The sequence below is a fragment of the Rhodophyticola sp. CCM32 genome, from assembly GCF_004751985.1.
Taxonomy (GTDB): domain Bacteria; phylum Pseudomonadota; class Alphaproteobacteria; order Rhodobacterales; family Rhodobacteraceae; genus Rhodophyticola.
This window is the reverse complement of record NZ_CP038492.1, coordinates 1,412,191-1,432,009: the sequence shown is the minus strand read 5'-3', so window position 1 is coordinate 1,432,009 and position 19,819 is coordinate 1,412,191. Positions and strand designations below refer to the sequence as shown.

The window sequence follows — 19,819 nt, the reverse complement described above, 5'->3', positions numbered from 1 at the left end:
TTTAAGCGCCTTTATTGTTCATTTTCCGCCACCGATATTCCCCAGTGAGAATGATATGCGCCCATCCGAGGGGTGAGATATGCGCGAGAAGGTATTCTGGCGTGTCCAACCCAGCCTTTTTCCGCGCGGCGACGGCGAGGCCTAGTTGTTTGGTATTCCAGTAAATTATGATGGCGGTGAGAAGGTTCAGGCCCGCGATCCGGAAGTGCTGACCTTCTGTGGTGCGATCCCTGATTTCTCCCTGCCGGCCGAGCCGCAGGGCATTTTTCAAGGCATGGTGCGCTTCGCCCTTGTTTAAGCCAATGTTGGCGCGGCGCTGCATGTCGGTGTCGAGCAGCCATTCGATGATGAACAGTGTCCGCTCGATACGCCCGATTTCCCGAAGGGCAATGGCAAGGTCATGTTGGCGTGGCCGCGCGGCGAGTTTCTTCAGGAGCTGACTGGGCTGCATCCTGCCTGAGAGCATCGTTGCAATGCAGCGCAGAACATCTGGCCAATTGGCGATGATTGTGTTTTCCCGGATTTTGTCACCGACCAGGCCCTTCAGCTCATTCGGGACACTGCGGCGATCAAAGACATGCAGCCGTTTGGACGGCAGATCCCTGATGCGCGGGATGAACCGATAACCGAGCAACGAAGTGGCCGCGAACACAATATCCGTGAAGCCGCCGGTATCGGCATATTGCTCTCTGATCCGCTTGCCGGTCGGGTTCATCAACAACCCGTCCAGGATATATGGCGCTTCGTTCACGGTCGCCGGGATGACCTGCGTGGCAAAGGGGCCGTACTGATCTGACACATGGGTATAAGCTTTCAGGCCGGGTTCATGACCGTACTTCGCGTTGATCAGATTCATGGCTTCTCCCTGCCGTGTGGTTGGAAAGAATTGCCCGTCGCTGGAAGCAGTTTCACCGGCACCCCAATATCTGGACATCCGCAATTGCGCCTGCGCCTCAATCACCGTGGCCAACGCCTGATTGATAGCCTCACTTTCCACATGCCAGTTTGAAAGCCGTGCCAATTGGATAAAACTATGCGTGCTGCTAGCTGCGGCCATTTTGCTCAGGCCAAGGTTTAGACCCTCTGCCAGAACGACGTTCAACAAACCAAGCCTGTCTTTGCACGGTGCCCCGGTGCGCACGTGGGTGAAAGCATCGGTGAACCCCGTGTCATTGTCCACGTCCATAAGAATGTCCGTGATCCGCACTTCCGGCAGACGGCGATAGAGATCAAGGATCAGGCTATCCGCTTCAGTTGGAACATCCGCTTCAAGCCGTTCGACGCGCAATCGGCCATCCTCGATGATCCTGCCGGGAAGGGTTCCATTCCTGACTGCCAGAGCGAGACGGTTCAGCCCAGCCTCCAGATGCCGCTTGCGATCTTCGATCCAGGTTTCCGGTTCCAATGGCATCGATAAACCCATGGTCTGCGCGGCCCCGACGGGGACCATGGCCTGTTTTATATCGCTGTAGCGTCGAGAATTAGCGAGCCAGACATCTCCGGGTCTGAAGGCTTCACGCAGATGGAATAGCACTGCGACAACCCAAAGCCGGTCCCGGTTGGTTTCCGGATTCCGCAAGTGGCCCCGCCATTTTGATCGAGGTTGAAGAAACGGTGCAGAGCGGCTTGGAATATCCCGTTTGTCGCGGATCACATCTCCTGCTGAAAGCAAGGGCTCGGCAACACTGGCCCCGGTGATTTCTAATGCCGCTAACATCCGTGGGGCATAGAGCTTAAACCGATGATAGCCTTTCTCGACATAGGCCAAGGCATCCGCCTTGACGGTCTTACCGAGAGCTCCGGCCGTCGCAACGAGATTTTCCAGAACACCCCAACCACAGGAAGCATCCACGGCACCGGCGACGGCCACCTCATCGCCTTTGGCCATCAATAATGTCGTGCCCAAGGTCTCGAACCCGGCCAGAGTCGCCGCGATCTCTGGCTGCGCCTCAGCGACGCGGGTATCGCAGATTTTCTTTGCCTCACGCCAGACTGAGCCAACAATGCGGTCGTGGGTTTCCACAACGATATCTGCAATGGCGGCGGACCATTCCACGACACAGGTTGCAAGAATGGCCAGCCGTCGATCACTTGTGATGTCTCGCAGGCCGTCGGTAAAATAGCGTTCCCCCTGACGGCGTAGACGTGAGACACGATGTGCCGGAATGTTGTCCAGAATCTCTGGCGATAAAGCGATCCTCTGCAAGAATTCCAGCCGATCAAGTTGACGGTTGATATCGGCAGAGTTTTTGCCAACCTCGAACTGCCGCAACCAGATAAACCGACTGGTTCGACCCTCCACCTCTTCGCTGAGCAAGCTATCAAGACAGCTTCGCATTTTGCGGTCGAGATGTGAGACAATACGGGCATCAACCCGTTGGTCGGCTGCAACCAACGCATCGGCACAATGACGCTCTATTCTGGATGGGCCGGGCAAGACAATCTGTCGCCGACGGCATTCTTCCACGAACCCACGCACCATGCCTTCACTGGATTGTGCGGCCTCGGCGTACTGATCGAGCCAACATTTCATCTGCTTTGCAGGTTTGCCCGTGAACATCTTGTACCCATAAATCCTGCGCAAAGCATCAAGATGTTCGTAGCGGGTATTCTCTCTGGTGGCGTAGGGCAGGAGATCATCTGGTTTGAGGCCAATCTGGGCAGCGATAAAGCGCAAGACAGGCTCAGGGATTACCTCACCAGCTTTCAATAAGCGGCCCGGATACCGAAAGGCACAAAGCTGAAGCGCAAAGCCGATCTGGTTTTCCGGTCGCCGTCGCGTGTGGATATGTTCGATATCTTCATCATCCAGAGTATAGTGCTTCAGCAGCGATGCCTCATCGGTGGGAAGATCAAAGAGCGCCGCACGCTGCCGTTCGGTCAGAACCGTTCTATGTGCCATTTATAATTTGTCCTTTCGAATTCGCAGAGCACGCTTTAAATTATGAGTGTCCGAAAGATGTCCGATGAACGGACGGTTTTGATGGTGAATTGAAACTCTGAAAATCAGACCTCAAAACAGTCTCATATGAATAGTACGATAAAATTTGCAATGAAGGGGCCTTATTCGTACAGTGCGGCCATGAACATCACGCTTATCGGATACGCCCGCTGCTCAACCGACAGCCAAGACCTCACCGCGCAGAAACAGGCATTGGAAAATCTCGGCGTAGCTCCGGATCGTATCTACACTGATCACGGTCTGACCGGCACCAACCGCGCCCGCCCTGGACTTGATCAGGCGCTGGCCGCTGTTCGGGAAGGGGACACGTTCATTGTTCCCAAACTCGACCGACTGGCCCGATCCGTTCCCGACGCCCGCGCCATAGCGGACAAACTCGAAGCCAAAGGCGTTAGGCTCGCCATCGGCGCATCGGTCTATGATCCCACTGACCCGATGGGAAAGATGTTCTTCAACATCCTCGCCACTTTTGCAGAATTTGAATCCGATTTGATCCGCATGCGTACCCGCGAAGGGATGGCCATTGCCCGCGCCAAAGGAAAACTGCGGGGCAAACAGCCAAAGCTATCTGATAAGCAGCAGAAGGAGCTCTGCCGGATGCATGGCACCGGCAACTATTCCATCAGCGATCTGGCTGAGGTGTTTTCCGTATCACGACCGACCGTCTACAGAACCCTGAAACGACACCAGACCTGACTTTCGCTGCACTGCACCTGAGCTGGAAAGATGCGGGACTTTGGAGACGTTCAGTATGAAGATTGCAATGGCGGCTTAGAGAATGGCATCACTTCCGGCACAATCTTAAACGAACTCTATAACGGTAAATGAAAAGCCACGTCAGCACCGCCATGTTCAAGAGTTAGGCTCTTGTTCTTTCAAGAAAGGCGTGGTCTCTTGCATCCTTAGATAGTCCCGCTTGGAGCGATATTTATGTTTTATTACAAAGTTGTATTTGCCCAATCAATTGAAGAACTGGTGGAAGAAGTCAACGAAAACGGTCGGGACAACTGGATACCTCAAGGCGGTGTAAGTCGGGGGCCTTTGGGCCAAGCACTAGTTGCCCGAAAATTCTTCTTTCAAGCTATGATAAAGAACACAACTGACGATTAGCAGCCATTAATGGTCAGCGCAGCATCCAGCAAAATGGGCTCTCTCGTTGAATCCGCTGCACTTTGTGCGAACGGCTGCTTAGCCAAGAAATTGCTTAAAGGGGGATTTAGCACTCAGCCGCACTCGACCCCATACTTGGCGGAACTGTTTTGATCCGTTGACTTCCGGGATGGGGGGCTCCTTTGTTGTTCTCACCCAGCAAGGGGACAATGTGATGGAACTTCAGGCATTCTTGATCTTCGCGGCGACACAGGCCGTCGTCATCGCGTCGCCCGGTCCGTCCGCGATCCTCGTGGCGTCGCAAGGCGCGACGAACGGCTGGCGCAGGACCGTTTTCCAAATGTTCGGGATGATGGTCGCAACGGCGATCTACTTCGTTATGTCGGCGACGGGGCTGGCCGCTCTCATCCTCGCGTCCAACCTTGTCTTCCAAATCATCAAGTGGGTTGGCGTCGGCTACCTTATCTATCTCGGCCTTACCGCCTTGCTCAGCCGGTCGGGTGGGTTCGCGGTCGGGCGGACGGGTAAAACGAGGTCCCGGCAGGCTCTCTTCTCGCAAGGCTTTGTCGTGGAGTTCGCCAATCCCAAGGTGCTTCTCTTTTTTGCAGCGATCCTGCCGCAGTTCCTCGACACCACCGCGCCGATTGCGCCGCAGATGATCATCATGGGGCTGACGGGGGCTGCAATGCAGTTTGTGATTTACTCGGCCTACGCAAAGCTGGGGGACAAGCTTGCCAATGGCGGCCTGCGCGCCTGGATCGTCGGTCTGATCAACAGAACGGCCGGAGCGGCCCTCATCTTCGCGGGCATTAAGATGGCGAGCGTCACCGCCGAACGATAGGGTGCGGACCAGCGGCACGTCGATCTGGAAGCCCCCAAGGACACAGGTTGTGCCAAAACTCACCGATACTGGTGAAAAACTCCGTTGATCTTAAGCTTGGCCTCAGAAAGTGAACAAACGTTCTACTATCAAGCCTTTTTGTCCCTGATAGGGCCCTGTCCGACGAACCAGCAGGACAGAATACTCGCAAAGTGGGCTGCGCTGGCGCATGGTCGAGTTTTTCACCAGTATCGACCGTTTTTGGCCTTTCGTTTGCTAGAAGCTTCTGCGCCGCCGATAACCACGGCGAACGGGTTTAGCGAATTGGACCACTGGCAGCGGCTTGCCCTCACTGATCAACTTGGCGAACTCCACTTTTGGAAAATCGAAGAGATAGCGGCTTCTGCCTTGTGCGGCTGTAAGCAAGCACAAATTATCACCGCCAAAGTCAAATCCGACAATCTTGCCCAATGATCCCCATTCTTTGAGAAGCCGGGTTTCCTGGCAATAAACGGTGTAGATGTCTACGCCGTCGAACCGTTCCGGGTAGTTTTCTGAAAGCATCCGTTCATATTGGATCAGATCAGTCGGGCGGCGGGTTCCATCGATAATCCAAATCACTTGGCCGTAGAAAGTAGTGCGCTTTTCCACTTCGTCCGGCTTGATAGCAGAGTGCTGGAACTCGATCACAAGCCCATAGGGTGTTTTGATATCCGCTATATGAAGCTCGCCCGTTTCATCACGAGCTGGTACCTCTTACCAGTCGGTTACAAACCGGTTCTTCCAGTCACGGTGCCATTCGGTTTCGTTTTCCCACCAGTGATCACAATGACGGCGGCCTCTATGCGCCCAATGCCAGACCTTCTTGGTGCCACATCGAGCTAGCATTTCAGCATTGCAGCCTGGACAGACGCCTTTGGCACCAGGCGTCGCCTCGACTCGTTGATCATTCAAAAGTGCAAAACGCATTAAGTTTAAGTGGTTGTTCTACTGGATTTTTCCAAGGGTAAGGAAAGTCATAATGTTTCCAACATCTTTGGGTACTGCTTCAAAAGAGGAGATTGAGGTGACAATGGATGTACTAGGCCCGGACAACGCATTTTGGATCGATGGTGAATGGCTTGCGTGGGATAGTATCATTGACCCAGAGGAGACCAATTACAGCCGACTGGCAGAACTAGAGCGAGAGGCTGAACTCCGCCTCAAATATCCAAACGCCGATCCGACATTGGTTCCATATTTTCAGGACCTGCTGACGCTTGCAGAGGCCTATTTCTGCGACACAGGACAGCACCTCAACGTCTATGGCGACATTGGTGAGCTTTTTGGTGCGATTATGTATGGAATCAAGCTTCATAAGAACCATGCACAAGGTTCAGATGGCAGATTGGGAAATGACTTTGTTGAGATCAAAACGATCTCACCGACTAACAGCAAAGAAAAGACCAGTGTGCGTCTCGACAGGCACTTCAGCAAATTGCTGATAGTGAAGATAGACGACAATTTTGAAGTTTCGGGACGTCTTGTGAAGCGGGCCAACCTACCAAAAAGAGAGGGCAAAAATCTACGGTTATCATGGGCAAACATGCCATAACCCCAACCAAGGAAATAAATCTAAGGACCTACCGCACCGACGCAAACGGTTCTTTGTGCCACCCTGGCTGTAGCAAAGGGTTGATTAGGGTGCCTTACAGAAGCCATCCGCTAAGCTAGGTTCAGAAGCACATCCATTGTGATCGCCGTTCCTACACCCACACCCACAAGTTCAAGCGCTGATCGGACCTGCTGCGCGTCGAGCGGTTCGCCCCGCAGTGCCGCACGTGCGTGAAGCGCACCGCCTACGAGAGCCGATTTCACCACGCCGTTCTCAATGAACCCGCTTAGGCTCTCCCCGCCAAATCCTCCAGCGTGTTTCGTGTAAGCGCTCTAATGTCGGCGTTACTCACCCCAGAGTCTGCAAGCTGCCCTGCGAACGCCTCGGCGGTTGCTGCATAGACCTCTGATGTGACCATGACGTCGATGTCCGGGTAGCGAGCAAAATGCTCTACTATTGCTGCCGGGCTTTGCACGGCTTTTAGCTGCACCTCGCCAATCACGTCTCCATCAACAAAGAACTCGATGTCCGCGCCTGGATGATTGGCCTGTTCGAAAAGCCCCGCTGTCACTTCATCGCCATCGAGATTTTCGGCCCGTGCCACCAGCATCTCATGGAAGATACCCTTCACGTTCGACGCGACCCCGCGCAACTGGTCTGGATCGAGGTCGCTCAAGTAGGCACCGAGTTCCTTGTTGGACGCATCGCTTAGATCGGACGCTGATCGTCTTAGGGCAGCGAGCACTAACTCCTGATCAACAGTCCAGCCCGAAATTTTTCCGTCGGCAAGTTGTTGCAACGTGACAGCGATAGCGACGGCGGCACTACGACGGGTCTGCATGGGCATCGAGCCTCCTAAGATAAGACCGCAAGTTGTTCACATGTCCCCTCAGACGTGCGCGGTTGTAGATGTTTATATCGCGAAACAATCCCGCTTGCAGAGCGGCATCGACTTCCATCAAGAGCGGTTTGATCCCTATACGGGACATGAGGACGACTTCACGACCGCCGATTTCAGCGCCTGCTGCCAGAGTGTCGCGAATTGCCGTTGTCAGAATGCTGCACGCCTCCAGAATTCGCAACTCCGCTTCGGTTATTTCCTCGTGGCGGCGCGAATACCCAAGGATCGCACGACGGACTTTAATAGACCCATAGATGCCTGCGCCCAGTGCCCCCGCTCCTAGAACGAGAGTTCCTGCTGCCACTCCGCCGCCCACAAGGCCGCCAATCCAAGCAAAGGTCGCCGAAGTTTTGGCCGCGCCTGAAAGCCCGGCGATGGCCGCGCCCGTGCCCGCCGATCCGAGCGATCCGACTACGCCGGTAACGGATGCCACAAAGGCCGATCCGACTGCCGCGTTGGTCGCCGCGCCCATCGCCACGCTGGCTTTACGGTTCGAAACTTGAAGGATTCGGGCCGAGATCGATGTCAGAAATTCGCTTAGTTTCTTGAGATCACGGCGAGCATTGATGTCGGCTTTTTCCATGCCGTGAACCTAACGACAGTGCAGCAAAGAAAGAAGTTGAAGTTGCCTGAATTGGTCACTTTTGATGGGATGGTTTCAAGGTGACGTTCTGCCGTGTGCTTTGTAGAGTTGCTAAAACAGGCAAATCACAGGTCAAAGGTATTAGGCATGTATCACCCCGGTGGGACGATTGAAAAAGCAGTCAATGAAATTGCGCAGAACAACTATGTTCTTCCCGCCATTCAACGCGAGTTCGTCTGGCGCCCTGAACAAATCGAACGGCTCTTCGATAGCTTGATGCAGGGCTACCCTTTTGGTGCTTTCCTGTTCTGGAAAGTTCGTCCAGACACAGCCACCGAATTTCAGTTCTATGACTTCGTTCGAAATTACCACGAATTCAAAGGGGTACACAGTCCAAAGGTAGAGGTTCCAAAGGGCCTCGGCGTCACCGCTGTACTTGACGGACAACAACGTCTCACAGCGCTAAATATTGGCCTGCGCGGGTCGATGCGGTTGAAGCTCAAGGGGAAACACAAGAAAAATCCAGAGGCTTACCCGGTAAGGTATTTGTATATCAACCTGCTGCATGATGGCAGCGAGACTGAAAATGGGGTCTTCTACGAATTCAAATTTTTGGAATCTCAAGCCGCCGAAAGCGATCAGGAAAAGTGCTGGTTTCAGGTAGGCAAGATTTTAGATTTCGCCAGCCTGGCTGCTATCCCCGATCTCGTCGAAGAAGAATACGATTTTGATAAAGAACAGAGGAAAACAGCCCGAACCACGCTAAATCGGCTCTTTGAGGTAATTCGGTCAAACCCCAATGTGGCTTACTACGAGGAAGCCTCTCAAGAACTGAACCGTGTTCTCAATATTTTCATCCGCCTCAACTCTGGTGGAACGATTCTGAGCTACTCCGACTTGCTCCTTTCCATCGCCGTTGCCCAGTGGACAGAGTTAGACGCAAGAGAAGAGATTCACTCACTCGTGGATACGCTCAATGACATAGGCGCTGGCTTCAATTTCAGCCATGATTTTGTTCTTAAGGCAGGCCTGATGCTGTCTGACATCGCCAGTGTCGGTTTCAAAGTTGATAATTTTTCCAAGAAAAATATGGCCCTTTTGCAGGACAACTGGCCAGCAATCCGATCTGCCCTGACTCGAACTGTTCAGCTAGCATCAAGCTTTGGGCTGTCTGGTGCCAACCTCCGGGCTGAAAGTTCTCTGCTTCCGATTGCTTACTACCTATACAAAATCGAAAGCCCAGAGAATTTTGAGATCAAAGGTAAGCATAAGAAAGACCGCACTGCCATACGAGATTGGTTGTTCCGCTCACTGCTGAAACCATCTGGCATCTGGGGCAGCGGTCTGGACACCTTGCTGACCGCTTTGCGCGACGTGCTAAAGAAAGCGCCCGATAACACATTTCCATCCGATGCTCTTGCAAGCGTCATGTCCAAACGAGGCAAACAACTTTCGTTCAGCGATGATGAGCTGTATGAACTGCTCGACATGAATTATGGGGACAAGCGAACTTTCCTGCTGCTTTCGATGCTCTTCCCTCACGTCGATCTAAATAACCAGTTCCACGTAGATCATGTGTTCCCAATCTCGCGCTTCACATCAAGCAAGCTGACAAAGGCTGGCTTTTCTGATGACGACCAGGAGGAAATGCAGGATTGGGCAAACACAGTGGCAAACCTCCAACTTTTGGAAGGCCAGCTCAACAAAGAGAAAAATGCCACTCTCCCCAAAGCATGGCTAAAGGAGAACTTCGATAACAAAAAAACCAGGGCTAACTACTGCGACCTGCATTCCCTAGGTGACGTTCCCGACGATCTTGAAGGGTTCATGGATTTTTCGAAAGCAAGATACGAACGGCTTTTTGAAAGCCTATCTTCTGAACTTGGCTCTACAGCGAGCAAATAGAGCAGGCACATTCTATGTCTGCCTTGTTTATAGGGTCGCCACACACTCAGGCATGAAATGCCCATCCGCGCGAAGCGCCAGGCCTGTTGGCGGGGAGCCTTCAGGTTGCCCACCGATAGGTCACCCTGAAGCTGCTGCCACCTGGATCACACCATAACGCAAAAGCCCCGCCTGCTGACGGGGGCCTCAATCATTCGGTCGTGCGGGCCTCATCGGAAGGTTTGTGCGTAGGATCCCGTTAAGACGGAACAATGTGGGAACTTTAACTGTATCGCGTCATCCCACCCACTTTCTCGTGGCATTGAGGTGTAACGGTCGTGCTATTTTGCGCTCAGCGGCCCCAGAATGCCAGTCGAAATCGCCGGTCAGGATAATGTGTTCCCAGCCAAGCGGTGATGTGTGGCAGAGCAGTTTTGGATTGGGGATTTGCCCTTGACGTGCCAGGTGTGCGGATGCCTTGTCCATGTAGAGCGTATTCCAGAACATGATGGCCGCGATAACCATATTGAGGGCCATGGCGCGTTTCTGTTGCGCAGCATCTGAACGATCATAAATACGGCCCTGGGAATGGGCGAACACGGCCTTTGCCAGCGTATGCCGTGCCTCGCCTTTGTTAAGGCCTGCCTGGCACTCTTTGCGCAGTTCAGCATTCTCCAGCCAATCCAGCATGAACAGTGTACGCTCAATGCGGCCGATCTCGCCGAGTGCCAGGTAGAGCCGGTTTTGCTGTCGGTATCCGCCAAGTTTTCTCAATGTGGCCGATGGTTTGATCGCCTTGGTTTTGGCGCTGCCCGCCAGCCGGATGGCATCATCCCAATGCTGAGCGATGACATCATCTTTGATAGGACTGCCCATCAACGGTGCCAAGAACGGCCATTGGCGTGGCGATCCAAAGCAGGCCAGTTTTCGATCTGGGAAGTCGCGCAGACGGGGTGCAAATTTCATGCCGAGCAAGTGGAACAGTGCGAAGACGTGATCTGAGACGCCCCCGGTATCGGTGTAGTGTATGAGTGGGTTGAGCAGCATGGGGTTGCCGACCAGCCCGTCCAAAACAAAGGGCGCTTCACCCGCCGTCGCACCAATCACAGAAGAATGGAACGACCCGTAGCGGCCAGACAAGAAAGAATAGATTTTCAGCCCGGGGTCAGGACCGTACTTGGCATTGATCAGGCCGCTCCCGCGATTGGCGGCAAAGAACTGCCCGTCTGAGGACGTGTTGCCAACCTCACCCCAATGCCCTGCGAACGGTAGATCATGGTGGGCATCTACAATCCTGGCCAGAGCGTCGGCGTAGGTTTCTGGCCGCAAATACCACATACTTCCCCAGGTCAGTTGGGAATGGCTGACATGCTTGGATGCATAGGCCATCCGTTCCAGACCAAGATTGCTCGCCCCGGCCAAAATGGTGGCAAGTAACACGGCAGGGTCTTCGTGATTGCGGCCTGATCGCAAGTCGGTGAAGGCGTCCAAGAATCCTGTATGTGTATTGACCTCCCAAAGCAGGTCGGTGATCCGGATGCGCGGCATGATGGCATCCATCGCACGTTCCAAACGGATGGCCTCCGGCGGCGTGTCGGCTTCATGCGGGGTGATCCGCAGCCGCCCCTTTTCCAAACGCAAGCCGTCGAGCTGGCCGCGCTTCAGTTTGTGCTCAATCTCAGAAAGCCGATGGTTCAGAACATGGCGGCGACCCTGAAGCCATGCATCGGCGTCTGTTTCCAGCCCTTGTTTTCTCAGTTCTGCCTCCGCCGTTTCGCGAGAGATCAGGTAACTATCAAAGCGCCGATAATCCTGGCTACCTTCCACCCAAACATCGCCAGCACGCAACCGATCACGCAAAGTGGCCACCACAGCAGTTTCATAGACTCGGCGCTTGGGTTGCCCGCCTTCAACAATCAACTTTGGCCAATGTTTGGCTGGGAACGGCATCGGCGCATCAGCAGGTAGTTTGCGTTTGCCGGATTTGTTGTGATCTCTCAGCAAATTGACAGCCTCCTGCAAATCGCGCCCGGCTGCCGGCGCACTGAACGTAAATGTATCGAGAAAGGCCGGAGCAAACTTGCGCATGTAGGCGTAGCGTTCGGTTGCCAATTCCAATGGGTCACCTGTGGCTAGTTCGCCAAAGGCAGCGATTTCATCACGGTGTTGTAACAGACGCTGCCAGCCGATTTCTCCATCCAGAGCCTCAAATGGATCAGTGCCAGCTTCATGGGCCAACGCCATGGTATCTATCGTGTTGCCAAACAAGTGCATCAGGCGACCAACGCGCGCCTTTCCCATGGCCCAAACCTGATCCTGTTTGTTTTTTGAGCGCGTGAACAACTGACCGGTAAGGCGCTCAAACATTGAAATGGCCGCATCTGTCAACATGACCTGAAGGTCGAGCAACTGTGCCGCGACAGTCGCGATGCGGCGACGTTCGCCAAAATCATTCAGCAGGCTAAGAGGGGCAACTGCGCCTTCCCGCGCGAACTTGCCCAGACGCACCGGGTGGATGTCTTGGCCCAGATCAGGGGGCAGGTTCAACTCCCTGAGATATCGAATGCGGGCCAGCAGAGCATGCATGCTGGCCGGGTTCGTGGAGTGAAGATAGCCGCGAAGCCAAGTCAAACGGGACTGACCAACCTCATGGTCATTGATCAACAGATTTTGCAATGAAGTCCGGTGATCCGCACTCAGGACATCAAAAATACCGGCTGCCGCCTGCCGTCGTGCCGCAGCCCTGCCTTTCAAGGCAACGCGCTCCAACGTGTCTGTGCTCGGTAAAACCAAACGCTGCTTGCGCAATCCCGTGCACAGGGCGGTCATGATATCTTGACCATGGTCTGTTGCAAAAGCGGCTTCGCGCGCAAGCAGCGTGGCAGTTTCCAAATGCGCTGCTTGAAAGGGGCGTAAACCAAGATGGCCCATGGCAATCTGGTGGTGCTCTGACTTGGTTTTGCGACGGCGAGTATATTCAACCAGATCGATGTCCGGCATGGCCAACTGTTCAGCCAGCCACATGATGAATGACTCCGGGAGGATCGAGCCATCAAGCCATCCCTGACCCGGATGCCGCAACAGCGCGATGTGTATCGCAAGCCCAAGGCGATTTTCATCCCGACGCCGGGTTCGGATCAAACCATGATCGTTCCGGCTCAGAGTGTAAAAACGCGTCAGTTGCTTTGGGTCTTCCGGAATGCCGAACAATTCTTGTCGGGTTCTTGCGGTCAGCAGGGATCGTCGTACCATTTGTGTGTCCTCAAAATGTGATTGATCATTTTGAGACAATGCTTAATATAAGGACGAATAATGAGACAGGTTTCCAAGGCATGAAGCCCACTTTTACGCAGGACAGAAACCTGCCTCTAAAACGAACAATTAAAAGACATGAACAAGCCGTCGCACCAAAGAACATTGGCCACCATTGCGCTCGTGGTGCCTGACTATGATGAGGCGCTTGCTTGGTATGTCGATGTCATGGGGTTTTCTCTGATCGAGGACACACCACTCTCAGATCACAAACGTTGGGTCATAGTGTCACCAGGCAAAGGGAGCAATCTGCTGCTTGCGAAAGCCGCAACTCCTGTTCAGAGCGCCGCTATTGGCAACCAGACCGGAGGCCGTGTTTTCTTATTTCTGGAAACCGATAACTTTGCTCGCGATTACGCGCACTACAAAAGTAATGGTGTCATTTTTGAAGAAGAGCCACGCCAAGAACCCTACGGGACAGTCGCTGTCTTTAACGACAAATTTGGCAATCTTTGGGACCTGATTGAACCAAAGGCTCAGCCAATATGAAACGCCAAGGTGATATTCTTGGCTACGCAAGGGTCTCGACCACTGATCAAGACCTTAGCGGGCAAATCACCCGCCTCAAAGAGGCCGGAGCCATCCGCGTGTTCGAAGATGTTGTGTCTGGTAAACAATTTGACCGCCCTGGCCTATCCGCTTTGATCGATCACGCCCGCCCCGGCGATAGCCTGGCCATCATCCGGCTAGACAGGCTCGGGCGTTCACTCAAGGAACTGCTGGAAACCGTCGAAAACCTAAAGGATCAGGACATCGGGCTTATCAGCCTCGAAGAGCGGATCGACACCACATCTGCAGCCGGTGAGCTGATCTTCCACGTTTTCGGGGCCATTGCCCACTTCGAACGCCGTCTCATCTCAGAGCGCACCAAAGATGGCATCCAGGCCGCCAGAATGAAGGGTAAAAAACCGGGGAGGCCTCCCCTCAATCCAGAAACAGTCTTGGCTCTGCAAAACCTAGTGCAGGCTGGAATGACCGCCGGACAAGCCTCAAAACAATTGGGCATAGCAAGATCAACGGCTTACAGATTGATCAAGGAAACAGCGGAAACATAAAAGTTCCCACATTGTTCCGCCTTAACGGGATCCTAAGCACAAACCTTCCGATGGGGCCAATGAAGGCCTGTGCGCGGTGCAGCGGAGACTTCGGCCATTCGTGGATAGCGCAGAAATTTTGAAGCGGCAGATTCACGGGATGCGGACAAAGTGAAAGTTCGCTGCGGCTGCGCCAATGACAGCTTTTTATTACAGTGCGCGCTGAGATGCCTGAATCTCAGGTGGCTTTGGCATCAATTGCCGTGTGTGGCTCTGGGTCTCGGAACATCGCGCTGATAAGGGCGGCAATTAAAAGAAAAGATAACCCAATAGCATCGATGACCGTGACCTGCGCGTTTGCGATGAACCAACTCAGGAACACACCCACCGGAGGTATTGCGAGAAGAATGTATGCAGCACGTATGGACCCAAGCTGGTCTAGCAACGAAAACCAAAGTGACTGACAAAAAGCCATGCCGATCACTGTAGCAAAAAGCAGACCTGACCAACCTGCCAGCGTTACGGGAAAACTCAGCACCGGCTCAACTTGCAAGGGAAACAGAAAAGCCACGGCAAGCGCACTGATGATCATCATCCACATGGCCGTGGGCTTTGCTCCAACTTCCAACGGAGATCTTGAAAGCCACACGGAACCCACTGCCCAACAAAATGCGGCAAAGCTCATCAAGATCGCTGAGACAGGTTCGTAGCTTGCATCAGTGGCGACCGAGTATGCGACGATCGACAGGCCGATCACGCCCGTGAAGATTGATAAAACACGGCCGCCAGTGATGCGTGTGCCCAGCAAGGCTTCGATAATCGTAACCCAGACAGGCATTGTAAAAGCGATGATTGCGGCTCTCCCGCCTTCAAGCAACGCGATTGCATACGCAGATAGGACGTTGAAGATACCGACGTTCAGTAGCGCCAGTAGCGTAAGTTTCACCCACTGATTTCGCGGCACTGATAGGCGTTCGCCTGACCTTGCACATAGCCCATACAGTGCGAGCGCTCCTCCAAGCAGGGTAATCAAACGGAACGTAATCGGTGGCATGTCTTCCAGTGCAAGCTGAGTTGCAGGCCAATTTGCTGCCCAAAGAACAACCAGCAAGAGAGAGAGGGAAACCGTAGAGGTGCTAGTCATCTTTGATAAGGATACCTCTGCCTGCGTAGAACTTTTCGAAAGTGTTTTGCCTGAGTCGAACGTCTGAGTGTTCAGGTGGGATACCTGATGGGTTGTGAAACCTTAGTTCTTCCTTGCCATGCGACGTAACCAGAACCAAATGACCCCCCTTGGGAGGGTTGGACAACTGAGGTTCACGGATGTCCGGGCTAACCGACATAATCAGGAAGTGGTTTGTGTCACGGATTTCCAGAGCGTCAGTTAACGGCTGGTGCTCGAAGAAAAGCGCTTGGAGCCCAAATCTAGCTCTAACCCATTCACAGAACGGCTGGTAGATCATGCCAAGGACGGTCCCGTCTTCCCTTTTCTTGTAAACGCCCCATGCAAGTGCATCTACCAACAGTTCATATTGGGTTGGAACACTGGCATTTCGTGAACCAAGAATTGATCGCAGGCAGGCAATCCCACAGAGCCGCACAGACCAATATCGATAATCGGCAGCATTCTCAAAACCGCTCTGCGGCCAGAGTGGATCGTCACACGGATCAGCCCCGGCTATGATTGATTCGGTCAAATCTGGATTCTGCCACTGCGAATAATAGGGGACGCCGGTTGATTGTTCCATTCAGAGTGCAACGCTCTCAGATAGTCTCGGCTGATTTTCGGTTTGTTTCGCGACACCAAATCGTTTCTTGCGGAGTCCTGCCTCCAGGATGTTCTGAATAAGAGCATCGTACCCCATACCATGTCGTTGGGCAGCCGCTGGGGCAACAGATTGAGGCATAAGCCCGGGAAGGGTGTTGGCTTCAAGCACATGAATATTCTCGTCCTGGTCCAGAAGCGCGTCAATACGAACGATGCTTTCCAGGCCGATATCTTCGTAGATGGAGGCTGCCATCGCTTTGAGCTTGTCTGTCAGTTGATCCGACAGATCCGCAGCAAGCTCTTTGCGGATCGGATTGTAGCCGTTCTTCATATCGAAATCGAACAACTCCCCCCGGTTAAAAGTTCGCACACGTCGAGAACTTCGACGCGGCCGGAGAAGTCGTGGACCGTTACTGAAAGTTCACGAAATCCCGAGAGCAAGGGTTCAACGATCGTCTCGCCATACAGGCTTACGGTTTTTTCAAGAGACGGGCCAAAATCACCCTCATGCCTAATGGCTTTGATACCAACTGACGCGCCAGAAAGAGCCGGCTTCAGGATCATTTCGTTGGCACCCAAACAAGCTCTTGCGTCTTGATAACTTAGCTTGGTCACGTCATTCCTAGCTACCAGATACGGTAGCGGACAATCAGAGTACCGATCAGCAATCGGCCTGAATAGAACTTTGTTCATGCAAACTGAGGACGAGAAGTGGTTCGGCCCAGTATATGGCAACCCAACCCACTCGCAGAGACCCTGAAGTCGTCCGTCTTCATGAAAGAAACCGTGGCTTGCCAGAAAAGCGACATCGAGCTTCGCATCGATCAGACGGCTTGCCAGATTGGCATCCGCTGTTTGAATGCTGATCACGTCGTGGCCAAGTGCATTCAGAGTTCGTTCAATTGAAGGGTGAGCACATAAGTAGGCCTCATATGACCAACCACCATAGAGCAGACCTACGCGTAGACTTTCCAATTTTCTATCTCCGTGACAAAGCCCTGGACCAAGGCATCAATTGTAGAAATGAAGCTCATTGGCTGGTCATGCCGAAAGGCCAATGGGAGCTCAGTGCAGCCCAGGATTACGGTATCCGCACCGTTTTCGCGTTGTGATGTCGCGATCCGTTCCAGGGTCGTTCTTGCGATTGCGAGCGACGTTGGGCTTGGGTCTTCCAAAATTGCCCGAACCACATCGTTTATCTGTGACTGTTCGTCTTTGGAGGGCAAGCTTACGCCCACACCGGCATCCTCAATGGCAGTCTTGTATAGTTCCGCGCCAGTAGGGGTCGCTAAAATAGCCGCCTTTTGGCTGCGTCGACGAACAACCGCCCTAGTTGTTTGCTCGATAATACTTAGAAAGCGAATGCCTTGCTTTGAACACTCTTGCTCAATCTCGGAGGAATAGCAGTGCACTGTGTTGCAAGGGATTCCGACAACCTTTACGCCTGCAGTGCTAAGCCGCTGTATTGACCCGCGAATACTGAAGATGGTTGTTGCCGACAGATGGTCAAAAACATTCTCCATCGGCAGGTTTTCGACGATGACGTGCCGGTCTTTTTCCGGCAGCGCCTGCATCAACCTCGTGTAAGCCTCAATAGTTGCGAGTGAGCCCATACCCCCAATCAGGCCAATTAGAGGCGCTTGTTCATTTGCAACTGTTCCCACGACGTCTGCTTGCCGAATAGTGCGTTGCGTATTCAAAGAAATTCTCCCTTCTATAGCGAAATCGTTTTATTCTGCACCATCGCTCATCAAAATTCACTTTCGGTATCAGTAGCTTGCTGACCCGGAGGCAGCGAATTTTGATTCAGATTAAACGATTTCTGCTCTAGCTCGCGAAGCTCACCACAGAGCCTGCTGCAGAGTGTCAGGCAGCAACGGCTCGCGAAGCTGGCCTCCAAGATATCGCGTTGATGATTTCGGCGGACGCTTCGCACATGCCTGCAACCGTTTTCAGCCCATCATATTCGACAACAGGCCCGAGCCTTTCGAAGGGACAACCGGACCGCCGCAGGATACGCTCCATGAACACATCATAAACAGAGATGACATGGGTCATGCCTGCGTCCCTGGCGGTCTGAAAGAGCCCGCCAAGCAGTTCTCGTGTCACCAAATTAACACCTCCCGGTCCCGACTGTTTGCAGGCAGCAGTGTCCACGCAGAAGCGTGAGCTTTCGATGACTAGCGGGTTTCTAACGATGCCCGAGTCCCCCATCACTTCCGGGAATACTTCCGACAGCATATGAGGTCCGATTGTTGGTAGAAGGCGAAGCGAAGCTAAGAGCTTGCGGCTTGGATCGACCACACAAACATAAAGTGGATTCATCTCGTCGAACTTGTCACGTTCTCGGCCGGCGATCACATCGACGCGCCAGTCTCGGCGGTCTTTGAACTGGCGCGCACGGAGCTGGTACATCTGGTCAAACAGATCAAGATTCTTCTCAAATTCATTGGCATGAGCGGTCACTATCATCGCCGGCACCCTCCCTTATGACTTCGGTGTGAAAGCGAAAATAGTCTTTGCCGAGATCCTGGCACTACTGCGAAAGTGACGTATTGTGCTTTCTTACGGTGTCTTCGCTGCGGTTCGGCCTGCGATCTTTGCAACGAGGGGAGATCGCGCGTTTCTAAGGCTTGTCGGCGCGTTCTGGCTGACATTGGCCGTGTGACTTGATCTCATAAATCTGACGCAAATATAAGGTAACGAAAGTGAAGGACAGTTTTAGATTAGTTGGCTATCCCTCTCTTGGTTTCTTTTAGGTTGTACCGTTATCCGACATTTTATGACTGTGTTCTGTGAGACTAACATTCATGAAGTTAAATATTTCAGAGGCGTTTGTTGAAGACGTCGCCCATTTCGAGAGATCAGATGACAAGCCGAACTACCTTCGAAAGTTCGGTCGGCAGTTTGGGCTGTCTGATCTTGCCTACATGCAACTCAACGCCCACAACTTAGCTGCGCCGCCGGTAGAGCTCATAACAACATACTCCAAGGCTTGGGAAGAACGTTATGTGGCTATGGGATATGAGGCCAGTGATCCCGTCGTCTCCAACAGTTTTCGCGGCTTATTGCCTTTCGACTGGAGCAGCGTTCCCAGCAGTGACAAGCACGCAAGAAAGTTCTTTGGCGAGGCCGCTGAGTTCGGTGTCAGCGCAAAGGGCCTTTCGATACCGATACGTGCCCCTGACGGGGGACAAGCACTCTTCTCGGTCAGTTCACAGGAGTCAGCCGGAGAATGGCGATTGATCAAGAAGCACCTGCTGTCTGATCTCATCTATTTCGGTTTTCTAGTTCACTCGTCCATCACCAGAACAACCGAGACAAAAAACGCAGATGTCGTCTTATCGCCAAGGGAAAAAGATGTGTTGATCTGGTCGAGCGAAGGTAAAAGTTGCTGGGAAACTGCCAAAATCCTCGGCCTCAGCGAACGCACCGTAAACTTCTATATCCAGAACGCATCCGCGAAACTCGGAGCAGCGTCAAAGACGCAAGCTGTTGCAATCGCGATTCAGCGGAGGTTAATTCTGCACACGATCCGAAAGTGATTAAGTCTAAATGCAGAGTTGGTGGACAACTGTCCCCATGCTGTCTTCACGCTCCTACGAGAACAAAAATTGGTTTTCCGAGGAGACATCTTGCTGGTTTTGAATACTTTTGTTCAAAGCGCCTAATCCCAATAGGACTGGACGGCGGTGTTATTGGGATTCACACGGCAATCTTCTGGGAATAAAAACCGGTCACTCGAAACGGATGCAGCATTCGGCATTCTGGGCTCACTGCCGCCCGATGCCGGTGCAGCGTGATAGAGGGTGAGGGCAGTTTAAAACCCGCCGTTGGCATTGCGGGCTATA

General features: G+C 53.2%; 20 protein-coding genes. 8 read left to right on the top strand and 12 right to left on the bottom strand.

The window, feature by feature from the left end; all coding sequences use genetic code 11:
• Position 1 precedes the first annotated feature (1 nt).
• A complete protein-coding gene (locus E2K80_RS07030) occupies positions 2 to 2,902 on the bottom strand; it encodes a Tn3 family transposase (protein WP_135374036.1) in 2,901 nt (966 codons plus the stop codon).
• Between the two features lie 180 nt (positions 2,903 to 3,082).
• On the opposite strand from E2K80_RS07030, the gene E2K80_RS07025 reads away from it, so the two are divergent.
• From E2K80_RS07025 to E2K80_RS07015, 3 genes are all read left to right on the top strand, one after another.
• Positions 3,083 to 3,658, top strand: a complete 576-nt coding sequence (locus E2K80_RS07025) for a recombinase family protein (protein WP_135374034.1) — start codon at positions 3,083 to 3,085, stop codon at positions 3,656 to 3,658.
• Positions 3,659 to 3,892: 234 nt separating this feature from the next.
• Positions 3,893 to 4,072: a hypothetical protein gene (locus tag E2K80_RS07020; protein WP_135374032.1), complete on the top strand. Its 180-nt coding sequence runs from the start codon at positions 3,893 to 3,895 to the stop codon at positions 4,070 to 4,072.
• Positions 4,073 to 4,286: 214 nt separating this feature from the next.
• Positions 4,287 to 4,913, top strand: a complete 627-nt coding sequence (locus E2K80_RS07015; RefSeq protein ID WP_135374030.1) for a LysE family translocator — start codon at positions 4,287 to 4,289, stop codon at positions 4,911 to 4,913.
• 255 nt (positions 4,914 to 5,168) lie between these two features.
• Here the strand turns inward: E2K80_RS07015 and E2K80_RS07010 are convergent, their stop codons facing one another.
• Together E2K80_RS07010 and E2K80_RS20035 are read right to left on the bottom strand one after the other, a co-directional pair.
• Positions 5,169 to 5,582, bottom strand: coding sequence for a hypothetical protein (locus tag E2K80_RS07010; protein WP_135374028.1), 414 nt, complete (start codon positions 5,580 to 5,582; stop codon positions 5,169 to 5,171).
• A 66-nt stretch (positions 5,583 to 5,648) separates the two neighbouring features.
• Entirely contained in the window at positions 5,649 to 5,861 is a 213-nt protein-coding gene (locus E2K80_RS20035) for a competence protein CoiA family protein (RefSeq protein ID WP_135374026.1), read from the bottom strand.
• Positions 5,862 to 5,964: 103 nt separating this feature from the next.
• On the opposite strand from E2K80_RS20035, the gene E2K80_RS07000 reads away from it, so the two are divergent.
• Positions 5,965 to 6,486, top strand: coding sequence for a hypothetical protein (locus E2K80_RS07000; protein ID WP_135376509.1), 522 nt, complete (start codon positions 5,965 to 5,967; stop codon positions 6,484 to 6,486).
• A gap of 286 nt (positions 6,487 to 6,772) precedes the next feature.
• On the opposite strand, the gene E2K80_RS06995 is transcribed toward E2K80_RS07000, so the two are convergent.
• Positions 6,773 to 7,333 carry a hypothetical protein gene (locus E2K80_RS06995; protein WP_135374024.1) on the bottom strand — a complete coding sequence of 187 codons (561 nt, stop codon included), beginning with the start codon at positions 7,331 to 7,333 and terminating at the stop codon, positions 6,773 to 6,775.
• The gene (locus E2K80_RS06990; RefSeq protein WP_135374022.1) at positions 7,311 to 7,970 is read right to left on the bottom strand and encodes a hypothetical protein; all 660 of its coding nucleotides are present in this window, start codon (positions 7,968 to 7,970) and stop codon (positions 7,311 to 7,313) included. The genes E2K80_RS06995 and E2K80_RS06990 overlap by 23 nt, the downstream gene beginning before the upstream one ends.
• Before the next feature lie 147 nt (positions 7,971 to 8,117).
• Between E2K80_RS06990 and E2K80_RS06985 the strand changes: the two genes are divergently transcribed.
• Positions 8,118 to 9,875: a DUF262 domain-containing protein gene (locus tag E2K80_RS06985; protein ID WP_135374020.1), complete on the top strand. Its 1,758-nt coding sequence runs from the start codon at positions 8,118 to 8,120 to the stop codon at positions 9,873 to 9,875.
• A gap of 276 nt (positions 9,876 to 10,151) precedes the next feature.
• Here E2K80_RS06985 and E2K80_RS06980 read toward each other — a convergent pair whose 3' ends face one another.
• A complete protein-coding gene (locus tag E2K80_RS06980; RefSeq protein ID WP_135374018.1) occupies positions 10,152 to 13,106 on the bottom strand; it encodes a Tn3 family transposase in 2,955 nt (984 codons plus the stop codon).
• A gap of 138 nt (positions 13,107 to 13,244) precedes the next feature.
• On the opposite strand from E2K80_RS06980, the gene E2K80_RS06975 reads away from it, so the two are divergent.
• Together E2K80_RS06975 and E2K80_RS06970 are read left to right on the top strand one after the other, a co-directional pair.
• Positions 13,245 to 13,655 carry a VOC family protein gene (locus E2K80_RS06975; protein ID WP_135374016.1) on the top strand — a complete coding sequence of 137 codons (411 nt, stop codon included), beginning with the start codon at positions 13,245 to 13,247 and terminating at the stop codon, positions 13,653 to 13,655.
• The gene (locus E2K80_RS06970) at positions 13,652 to 14,221 is read left to right on the top strand and encodes a recombinase family protein (RefSeq protein ID WP_135374014.1); all 570 of its coding nucleotides are present in this window, start codon (positions 13,652 to 13,654) and stop codon (positions 14,219 to 14,221) included. Before E2K80_RS06975 ends, E2K80_RS06970 begins: the two co-directional genes overlap by 4 nt.
• A gap of 217 nt (positions 14,222 to 14,438) precedes the next feature.
• Here E2K80_RS06970 and E2K80_RS06965 read toward each other — a convergent pair whose 3' ends face one another.
• The 6 genes from E2K80_RS06965 to E2K80_RS06940 form a co-directional block, all read right to left on the bottom strand.
• Positions 14,439 to 15,344: a DMT family transporter gene (locus E2K80_RS06965; protein ID WP_135374012.1), complete on the bottom strand. Its 906-nt coding sequence runs from the start codon at positions 15,342 to 15,344 to the stop codon at positions 14,439 to 14,441.
• Positions 15,337 to 15,948 carry a hypothetical protein gene (locus tag E2K80_RS06960; protein WP_135374010.1) on the bottom strand — a complete coding sequence of 204 codons (612 nt, stop codon included), beginning with the start codon at positions 15,946 to 15,948 and terminating at the stop codon, positions 15,337 to 15,339. The genes E2K80_RS06965 and E2K80_RS06960 overlap by 8 nt, the downstream gene beginning before the upstream one ends.
• Positions 15,949 to 16,299 carry a hypothetical protein gene (locus E2K80_RS19940; RefSeq protein WP_168193124.1) on the bottom strand — a complete coding sequence of 117 codons (351 nt, stop codon included), beginning with the start codon at positions 16,297 to 16,299 and terminating at the stop codon, positions 15,949 to 15,951.
• Entirely contained in the window at positions 16,296 to 16,943 is a 648-nt protein-coding gene (locus tag E2K80_RS19935) for a hypothetical protein (protein ID WP_135374006.1), read from the bottom strand. The genes E2K80_RS19940 and E2K80_RS19935 overlap by 4 nt, the downstream gene beginning before the upstream one ends.
• Positions 16,925 to 17,632: an aspartate/glutamate racemase family protein gene (locus tag E2K80_RS06945; RefSeq protein WP_274379279.1), complete on the bottom strand. Its 708-nt coding sequence runs from the start codon at positions 17,630 to 17,632 to the stop codon at positions 16,925 to 16,927. The genes E2K80_RS19935 and E2K80_RS06945 overlap by 19 nt, the downstream gene beginning before the upstream one ends.
• Positions 17,633 to 17,834: 202 nt before the next feature.
• A complete protein-coding gene (locus tag E2K80_RS06940; RefSeq protein WP_135374002.1) occupies positions 17,835 to 18,440 on the bottom strand; it encodes an acyl-homoserine-lactone synthase in 606 nt (201 codons plus the stop codon).
• 338 nt (positions 18,441 to 18,778) lie between these two features.
• Between E2K80_RS06940 and E2K80_RS06935 the strand changes: the two genes are divergently transcribed.
• Complete coding sequence (locus E2K80_RS06935; RefSeq protein ID WP_135374000.1) at positions 18,779 to 19,513, top strand: helix-turn-helix transcriptional regulator; 735 nt, start codon at positions 18,779 to 18,781, stop codon at positions 19,511 to 19,513.
• The last annotated feature ends 306 nt before the right edge of the window (positions 19,514 to 19,819 follow it).